Annotated in this window: 7 protein-coding genes and 1 pseudogene; 3 read left to right on the top strand and 5 right to left on the bottom strand. The window is 66.6% G+C overall.

Features of this window, described 5'->3' with window-relative positions; genetic code table 11:
• Positions 1–173 precede the first annotated feature (173 nt).
• From ACF1CT_RS37235 to ACF1CT_RS37220, 4 genes are all read right to left on the bottom strand, one after another.
• Positions 174–590, bottom strand: coding sequence for a hypothetical protein (locus ACF1CT_RS37235; RefSeq protein WP_391788469.1), 417 nt, complete (start codon positions 588–590; stop codon positions 174–176).
• Positions 590–1,420: a helicase associated domain-containing protein gene (locus ACF1CT_RS37230; RefSeq protein ID WP_391788468.1), complete on the bottom strand. Its 831-nt coding sequence runs from the start codon at positions 1,418–1,420 to the stop codon at positions 590–592. Before ACF1CT_RS37230 ends, ACF1CT_RS37235 begins: the two co-directional genes overlap by 1 nt.
• A gap of 54 nt (positions 1,421–1,474) precedes the next feature.
• The gene (locus tag ACF1CT_RS37225) at positions 1,475–1,663 is read right to left on the bottom strand and encodes a hypothetical protein (RefSeq protein WP_391788467.1); all 189 of its coding nucleotides are present in this window, start codon (positions 1,661–1,663) and stop codon (positions 1,475–1,477) included.
• Between the two features lie 329 nt (positions 1,664–1,992).
• The gene (locus ACF1CT_RS37220) at positions 1,993–4,896 is read right to left on the bottom strand and encodes an NACHT domain-containing protein (RefSeq protein WP_391788466.1); all 2,904 of its coding nucleotides are present in this window, start codon (positions 4,894–4,896) and stop codon (positions 1,993–1,995) included.
• A 122-nt stretch (positions 4,897–5,018) separates the two neighbouring features.
• On the opposite strand from ACF1CT_RS37220, the gene ACF1CT_RS37215 reads away from it, so the two are divergent.
• The 3 genes from ACF1CT_RS37215 (at position 5,019) to ACF1CT_RS37205 (ending at position 7,759) form a co-directional block, all read left to right on the top strand.
• Entirely contained in the window at positions 5,019–5,228 is a 210-nt protein-coding gene (locus tag ACF1CT_RS37215; protein ID WP_391788465.1) for a hypothetical protein, read from the top strand.
• A 232-nt stretch (positions 5,229–5,460) separates the two neighbouring features.
• Positions 5,461–6,858, top strand: coding sequence for a tyrosine-type recombinase/integrase (locus tag ACF1CT_RS37210; RefSeq protein ID WP_391788464.1), 1,398 nt, complete (start codon positions 5,461–5,463; stop codon positions 6,856–6,858).
• A 154-nt stretch (positions 6,859–7,012) separates the two neighbouring features.
• Positions 7,013–7,759, top strand: a complete 747-nt coding sequence (locus tag ACF1CT_RS37205) for a class I SAM-dependent methyltransferase (protein WP_391788463.1) — start codon at positions 7,013–7,015, stop codon at positions 7,757–7,759.
• A gap of 93 nt (positions 7,760–7,852) precedes the next feature.
• Here ACF1CT_RS37205 and ACF1CT_RS37200 read toward each other — a convergent pair.
• A pseudogene (locus tag ACF1CT_RS37200) lies at positions 7,853–8,017 on the bottom strand (SMI1/KNR4 family protein); the annotation flags it as partial.
• Positions 8,018–8,110: the final 93 nt, after the last annotated feature.

Here is an 8,110-nt window from a genome sequence, read left to right as displayed (position 1 = left end):
AAACGCTCGGCTGGAAAACCCCAGCCGAGCGCCTGCGTGATCTACTGACGACCACGTAAGCCATCAGGTGTTGCGAGGACCCCAAGAATCCGCCTCGTGGGCCCCGGGGTCCTTCGCCGGTCTCGCCGCTGCCCACCAGCCATCAGGTGCGCTGCCCGGCGGATCGGCCAGCCCTACTCTTCCCTGGCCAGGCCTGTGGCCGTGAGCCGACTGTGGAGGATCTCCCCGCCGATCAGCAGCGATCTGGTGACTCGGGCGCGCCCGCGCTGCCGGTAGGCGCTGTCGGCGGTGGACACCAGCACGTCCAGCGCCCGGTCCACTCCGCCGTCCCAGCCCTCGCCGTACGCGGTGCCGTGGGCGTCCGGGGCGCAGCCGTCCAGTTCCTCGACCCAGCAGTGCGCCCCGGCGACGGCGCCGGCCTCCATCGCGCAGACGAGTTCGTCCGCCTCATCCGGCTCCAGCCCGGCGGTCGCGAGGGCGGCATGGACCCGCATGCGGGCGTTGACCGCCCTCGTCTGGTAGTCGCCCATCCGCTGACGCGGGTCAGCGCTGACCGGCTGCTGCCCGGCCTCCTGGTCATGCGCGGTCATCACGCCGCTCCTCCCGTGGCAGCCCATTCCAGCCCGAGGCCGGCCAACGTGGCGAGCTTGTCGACGGTCAGCTTCGCGCGCCTGGACTTGGTGTTCGACAGGAAGACTCCGAGCTTGACCTCCGTCCCGTCCGGCAACTGTTCTACGTGGGCCCTGGGGACCTTCACGGAGCCCGTGCGGGCCTTGTACTGCGCCAGGGCCGCGGCACCCTTGTCGAAGGCGCTCAGAGTCTTCGCGGGCGAGGTTGACCCTGCCCCGGGCGGCAGCTCCGGGTGCACGGTTACGGGGAGCGGGGTGACACCGATGGCCTCCAGGCGCTCGCGCTGACCCTCCGCCAGGGCTGCCCACACCTCGGGCTTCCGCTGCCGGGCCAGCCACCGCCCGATGTCCATCCCATGGACGGTGAAACCGGGCAGGACTTCCGCCGGGCCTTCCTCGTCCCGCACGAGCTCGCGGAGCACGGCGAAGTGCCGCGGCCATTCCGCCGACCACGCCGGGGCCCAGTCCTCGTCCACGGCCTCCAGCGCCGTCCTCCACTCGGGACGATCGCCCAGCGCGCCGGGGCGGCGCAGGTTGGACAGCCACTGCCCCACCGGCCGGTCCAGCGCCGTCGCGGACCGGGGCACGCACAGCCTCCAGTGGTCCGCGTAGTACGCCTTGGCGGCCTCCAGGTCCTCCTGGAACCGCTCATCGGCCACGCTCCAGACCATGCCCAGCTTCTCCAGCCGCTGCGCCCGCTTGCCGGTCATCTGCCCGGCCCCGTACGCCCGCCGCTGCTCCGCGACCCACGCCCCGAGCGGGAACGGGCCCTCCTTGAACCCGTACGGCACTTGGGCGTGCCCCTCGCGGTCGGCGAAGCGCTTGAGGGCCGACCAGCCGCGCGCTCAGTCCTGGCGCTCGGTGTCGATCACGTTGAACGATACCCAGTCCGCGACCATCACCGGATCGCGCGGAGCCGCAAAACGCAGCAGCAAGCGAGATTCTTCCTCACCGTCCTCGGGCGGCGGACCGATGTATTCGGACGGCTGCACCACGTCCTTCTGCGGTTCCTGCGGAATCGCCAGCAATTCCACGGCCTCTTCGTCGCCCGCAGACCCTCCAATACCTTCACCAAGGGCTTGTACGATTCCGAGGTGAACATATCTTCCGGCCCTTCATCGGCCTTGAGGAATACCGGCACGATCAGAGAGGCAAGTTTCCCCTGTCCCGGCTTTTGACGCAGTGCCCGACCGATGGCCTGGACGATGTCGTGAGGGGCGCCCTTGGGGTCCAGGAGGGCCACGGAGTCCACCGCCCTGATGTCGATTATCTAGAGGTACTGGAGTGCGAGGGACGTTTGTTCTGGCCGTGGCGGCATGGGCGTTGAGGTCGGATCCGATGCGGGACTTGGGCTGAGTACCGCTCAGATGCTTGCTGTCCGTGGGCGCGGGTACAGCCGGACTGCCTCTGGGGTGAATCGTTCGAGGCCGGTGACGCTGCTTGCGTAGCCGACGGATATCTGAAGGCCCTTGATCTGGCTCAGAGGGGTGATGTCAGTGGTGCCTGGCTGCACTCCTTGGCAGTTGATGAAGAAGTGTTGGAGGTTGGGGAATAGGCTCGGAACCAAGTCTAGTTGTGGGTCTGACGGGGACATAAGTCGGAGATAGGTAACGCTTGGTAGGGATACAGCGTGCTTAAGATCGTAACCAGAAATGAGCAGCTCTGTCAGGTGGGGGAGTGCCGCAATTTCTTGCCATGCTGCGTTATTCAGTCCATCAGATATTGCCAGTTCTTGCAGCTGTTGCCACCTTGAGATTCCACTCAGAGAAGCGTCGGTCCAGCCCAGATTCAAGGAGGTCAGGCCTTCCGGCGCCGGCACGTCCGCAAGGCTCTCTGACGGTAGGTGTGTATAGAAAGAGAGACTAGTGAGCTCCGGCAAGGAATCCAGTGCGTCGAAGGAGAATTCGCGTGGTTGGTTAGCGAGGCTCAAGCTGGTGAGAGGAGTCCCTACGAGATCTTCAAGATGCCCTAGTTGGGCGCACTCGGATAGTTTGAGTCTTTTCAAGGCGGGGAGTTTTCGGATGAATTTCAGATCCCTGAGCAAACGGCATGAGGAGATGCGCAGTGTGTGGGTGTGCTCGGGTGAGAGGTGCTCGAAGATCTGATCTTCTGTAAATTCTCCTTGAAAGTGGATGTCGGTGATGGGTTTGAGGAGTCGCAGCGCGTTGCGCTGATCATGGGTGTGTACTTCCACGTATAGACGGTCTTTCCCTCGGTAGGGGAGCAGGATGTCGCGGGCGTATTGATCAGCTTCGAAGTGCTCCCAGCCCTCAGATAGTTCGTGGGGTGTTGAGTCAGGAGGCAGGGACTGCGCGAAGCGGCGGAGGAAGCCGTATGCCTGGTCGCCGCCGATGGCAGTGGCGGTTTTGACGACTGGACCTACTTCGTCGTCTTCCAGGGCTTGGGGCCCTGGTAGAAGATCCAGGATGCCCGGTCCCAGCGCCGCAAGCTCCTCCGCTTCCTCAGAAGAGCGGGGAGGCATCAGGAGGCGTGCTCGCTGTTCGACCAGTCTGCGGGCGTCGGGCTCGATTTCGGTGGCGTACTGCAGGCTGGCGGCCGCTAGGAGGTGGAGTCTGTTCCTGTACTCGTTCTCGGCATCACCGCGTGCGACGAGCCGGCGCAGCAGATCAGCGCTTTCAGTTGGCCGGGCGTGTGCGACGGACATGCGTATGACATCTTCCCACTGGTCGTCGTGGGCGTTGTTGACCAGCAGGGGGAAGTCGTGGGTTTCGATGGCGGCTTTGGCCCCGAGGTAGTCCTGGAAAGTGCGGTGGACGAAGTCGGTGGTGTCCATGGTGGGCTGGCGCAGGAGCCCGCTGCGGCCGATAAGGTGCGTCAGGACCTGGTCGGCAGTACCCTGCTCGGCCACGGCCTGCATAGCAGGCAGTGCATCGCCGACTAGGGCCAGCGCGGTACCTCGGTCCATCTCGGTCTGGCGGTTACGAATGAGCCAGTAGGCCAGACGCTGCAGCAGCTGGACGCTTTGGTGTTCGGTGAGCTGAATACCTTCTGGGATATCGATGCTGCGCTCAAGATCACGACGCACGAGCAGCATCGACAGAGCTGCCTCGTACAACTCCATGCGGCTATGAGGCAGATGACCGCGGCGGTCCCGGTGCAGCGCGCAGATGAGCGCACACATCAGGGGTGTGCTGGACAACTGCGCCAGGTCACGCTGTGCACGCACGGTGACCTGGAGCGCTGCTTCGAGATCACTCAGCTGTGACCGTTCGGCCTCGGTCGTCGAACCGTGCCGGGCGGCGGTATGCCACCGGCCAACGAACACCCCGGTGTCGACAGCGTTCATGGGGCGTACCGACAGTTCGGTGAAGCGCGACGAAGCCAGCCAGCCTTCCGGCACAGCGGACGGGCGCGTGGTGACCACGAAGCGTGCGTCCCTGTAGGCCGCCAAGAGCCGCTCGAGCCAGTCCCGCGTGGCGCCCCGGTGTTCTTGAGGAACCTCGTCGATGCCGTCGACCAGGACAAGTGCTTCGCCCCTGGCGAGTGCAGCATCGGCCCAGCCTTCAGGTTGTGAGGCGGCCAGGGGGGTACCGACCGAGGACAGGAAGTCATGTGGTTCTGGAAGGGGCCCGCGCCGCACCAGCGTGCGCAGTGGCAGGACGAACGGAATCTGCCCCCGCCAGTCCCCCAGTTCCTCCGGTAGTTCATCGCGTGCCGTGGCGACGGCCAGCCACTGCAGCAGTGTTGTCTTTCCGCTGCCGGCGAGCCCTCGCAGAAGAACCCTTCGGCAGTTGGCCAACGCGTGCTCGGCACGCTTCACCACGACGGACGGCCGGTCCGCTTCCTCACCGCCTGCAGGCCAGCCTTCTGGCCGCTCCGCCAGCTCCAGGCTCAAGTAGGCGGCGTCGAGTGGCCAACGCGCGCGTTCTGGCCGGCTCAGGTCCAGCCCTACGACGGTCAGCTGGGAATGGCGCTCTGCCACGTAGTTGAGATACCGCTCCTCAAAGGCCGGCTCCACCTTCGGTCGTACCGGCCTCCGCACCACTCTTACTGGTGAGACATCTGACTGGCGCGCTGCGGCTTCGCGCAGGGCCAGCATCGGCTCCGCATCCGCGCCCAGGGCCCTCGCCAGGGCCACCAGCGTGGCCTCGGTGGGCACCACTTGCCCGTTCAGCGCCTGGCTGACCGTTGTCCGCCCCAGCCCTGTCCGCTGCCGCAACCCGCCCATCTGCAGACCTCGCTGCGCCCGGAGGGTGCGCAGCCGCAGAGCGAGTTCCGCCAACGGATCCTCGTGCACGTCCCCCATGTCCTGCTTCCCCGTCTCTCTGACGACCGTCTTCGTTCATCTTTGTTCGCCCTGAACCCCGGCGAACACCGGAACCGCGAAATTCCTTGGAGTCGTCGTCATCGATCACTTGGGAAGAAGGCATGAACACTCCATTTGTCCACTTGATGCTCCTGGTCCTACTCCTCGCGGTCGTCGCGCTCTTCTGCGCCCTTGTAGGAGCGGCGGCCGGCCTGCTTGCTCGCCTCGACGGAGCCACCTACGCCAGCGCCCTGCTGCGCGGAGCCGTGGCCTTCGCAGGCAGCGCCACCCTCTCTCTGGCACTGCTGACCTTCGTTCTGGCAGCACTGTGAACGGCGGATGCGCCGCACTTCGAAGGCGCGCGTGGCATCCGGTACAGCGGAGCGGTCGGGATCGTGGGAGCCGGGGATGCCCGATCAGGGCCAGGGCACCGACTGCAGGGTCTCTGTTTATCTGGGGTTGCCCTGGGTGTGGGGGACGTAGGGTACGCGCCCCGACCTGCGGCGCAGAGGTGTTCCGGAAAGCTCGGCACCCGGTGCTCCGGGCGGCAGTTACGTTCGGCACGTGTCTCCTCACTTCCTCGCGTTCCGGTTGACCTCTGCCGATGGTGGAGTGCGGTGGGTGGTGGTGGATGCCGGCACCTACGTTCTGCATCCGCAGACCACGGCCTATCTGGCGTCGCTGCGGTCGCGGGGGTGTTCGGTGAACACCGAGCGTGCTTACGCGGGCCGTGTGGCGCTCGACCTGACCTACTGCCGGGACCGGGGCGTCGACTGGGCCGCTCCGCGGTTTCTGGAGCTCGCGGACCTGCAGCGGTGGCTGATCACCGAGCCCCTCCCAGCGCGGGGCCGGCGGCCGCCTCTTGAGCGGCGGTTCCGCTCGCCCGGGACGGCGAACGCGGTGATGACCGTGGTCAGCGGCTTCCTCAGGTTCGGCGCCGTGCATGGCTGGGTCACGTCCGAGACGGTGGCGGTGCTGTCTGAGCCGAAGCAGTTGTTTCATCTGCCGCCGGGCTACGACCCGGGTGAGACGGGCCAGTTCCGCGCCGTGGAGGCGGCTGCGTTCCGGTTCGCGCTGACCGATCCGGGCCATCAGGACCTCAGCCACGAGCAGATCGCCGCGATGATCGCTCTGGTGGGGCGGGCGAGGGACCGGTTCCTGATCACGCTGCTGGCGTGTACCGGGCTGCGGATCGGCGAGGCGCTGGGGCTGCACCGCGGCGACATGCACCTGCTGGCCTCGTCCCGCTTGCTCGGCTGCGGCACTGAGGGCCCCCACCTGCACGTCCGCCGCCGCACGGACGACCCCAACGGCGCGCTGGCCAAGTCCCGCCGCTCCCGCATCGTCCCAGTCACCGCCGACCTGGTCGCCCTCTACGCCGACTACCAGTACGAACGCGACGCAGCCGGTCCAGTAGCGGCCGAGAGCGAGATGGCGTTCGTCAATCTCTTCCGCGCGCCCCTCGGACGCGCGATGTCCTATCCCAACGCCAAGGACCTCTTCGACCGCCTGGCCCGCGCCGCCGCCCACTTCTTTCGCCCGCACATGCTGCGCCACTCCGCCGCCACGGCCTGGCAGGCCCGCCGGGAGGGCCGCTTCCCCGACCTGATCGACACCGCCCGCGAGGTCCACGTCCCGCCGGCCTGGACGGGCGCGGACGCGTTCCTCGCGGAGATGCCCGACTGGTTCCGTCTCGACCGCACCGTGGGCCAGGAGCACGCCCTGTACGTCGCGGGCTGCTGGAGCCACACCGAGCGGGTGCTGCTGGCCTACGAGCAGGTGCGCGCCTACGAACTGCCCGCGACCGAGGGCAAGCGCGGCGATCCGAGGTGGCCGGTCTTCGCCCGCCGCTACGGCTTCGACCCCCGCCGCCCGGTGCAGTGGGAGGTGGAGGCGCTGGAGCCGGCCGAACTCCAGCGCCTGGTCCTCGCCGCCGTCGACCCGTACGTTGACGCCAGCTGACGTCCGACGACTCTGTCTCAAGTTCGCCGCCCGCCCCGGGAGGCGATCTGTCCGTCACGCTGGTGCATTCACCGACGTCCTGGGTGACTACCTGCTGTCGCCGGAAAGGGTTAAAGTCCGGCGCCAAGTACCTGCAGCCATCAACAATGTTCGTATGACCATCACCTCGCAGGCCCGCTCGTTCGACACGGCTGCCGCCAGCTACGCTGCGAACCGTCCTTCATATCCGTCCGAATTGCTCGACGCGGTCGAGGAACTCACCGGCCGCCCATTGGAGAGCGCTCGCGTCGTCGACGTCGGGGCCGGCACCGGACTGGCGACGATGCTTCTCCGGGCCCGCGGTGCGCACGTCATCGCTGTCGAGCCCGGCCCCGGGATGGCCTCCCAGTTCCGTCTCAGCCTGCCCGACGTCCCCCTTGTGATCGGGGACGGCAACAACCTGCCGCTGGCCTCCGCCTCCGTCGACGTCGTCACATATGCCCAAGCCTGGCACTGGACCGATCAGCGCAAATCCGTTCCGGAAGCTCTCCGAGTCCTACGCACTGGTGGTGCACTCGCCCTCTGGTGGAACGACTCAGACAGCACCATTCCGTGGATTGCCAACCAGGACGCGCGCTTGCGCCGGCTTTTCGGTGCCGACGACAGCCCTCACGACCCCATGGCCCGGTTCCGCGGACTGCCGTCCGAGCTCGGCTTCGTCCATCGGCACGTGCCGTGGACCCGGAGCGTTCCACTTGACATGCACCTCGCCAACCTCGCCAGCTACTCCGACTTCCTCGTCCTCGGCAAGGAAGCAACGAACACCTTTATTGCCAAGGAGCGCGACCTCCTGACTGAGGTCTTCCCGAACCGGATGGTCGAGGAGCACTACGTCGTCAGCTTGGCTGTCACCACCTGCTGACACAGCGCTGCGACACGTTGGCGACCGCCAGCGGACAGAGGTGCCGTCAATTCTCGGGTTCTGGCTCACATTCCGTGTAGCTGTCACGGACAGTTAGATCCTCGGAGTCACGCGATGGCGGTTCGGATAGGCACGAAGCCGAGGTGAGGTGAGTTCCAGGGCCCTGTTGTCGCGTCCGGCGCTGATGTGGTTGAGCCAGCGTTCGTACCAGTCGAGGAAGTCGGTGGCGGAGGAGACGTTGGGGCCCCAGTACCCGTCGCTACCGCGGTTGACAGACAAATCCCGGCAGATTGGCCCGCGCAGCCTCACATCCGGGATCTCAACACGTCGACCTCACAGCCCGGCGCGAAC

It is taken from the genome of Streptomyces sp. NPDC014734 (assembly GCF_043083325.1).
In the GTDB taxonomy this organism is placed as follows: Bacteria; Actinomycetota; Actinomycetes; order Streptomycetales; family Streptomycetaceae; genus Streptomyces.
This window is presented reverse-complemented; position numbering and strand designations above follow the sequence as displayed.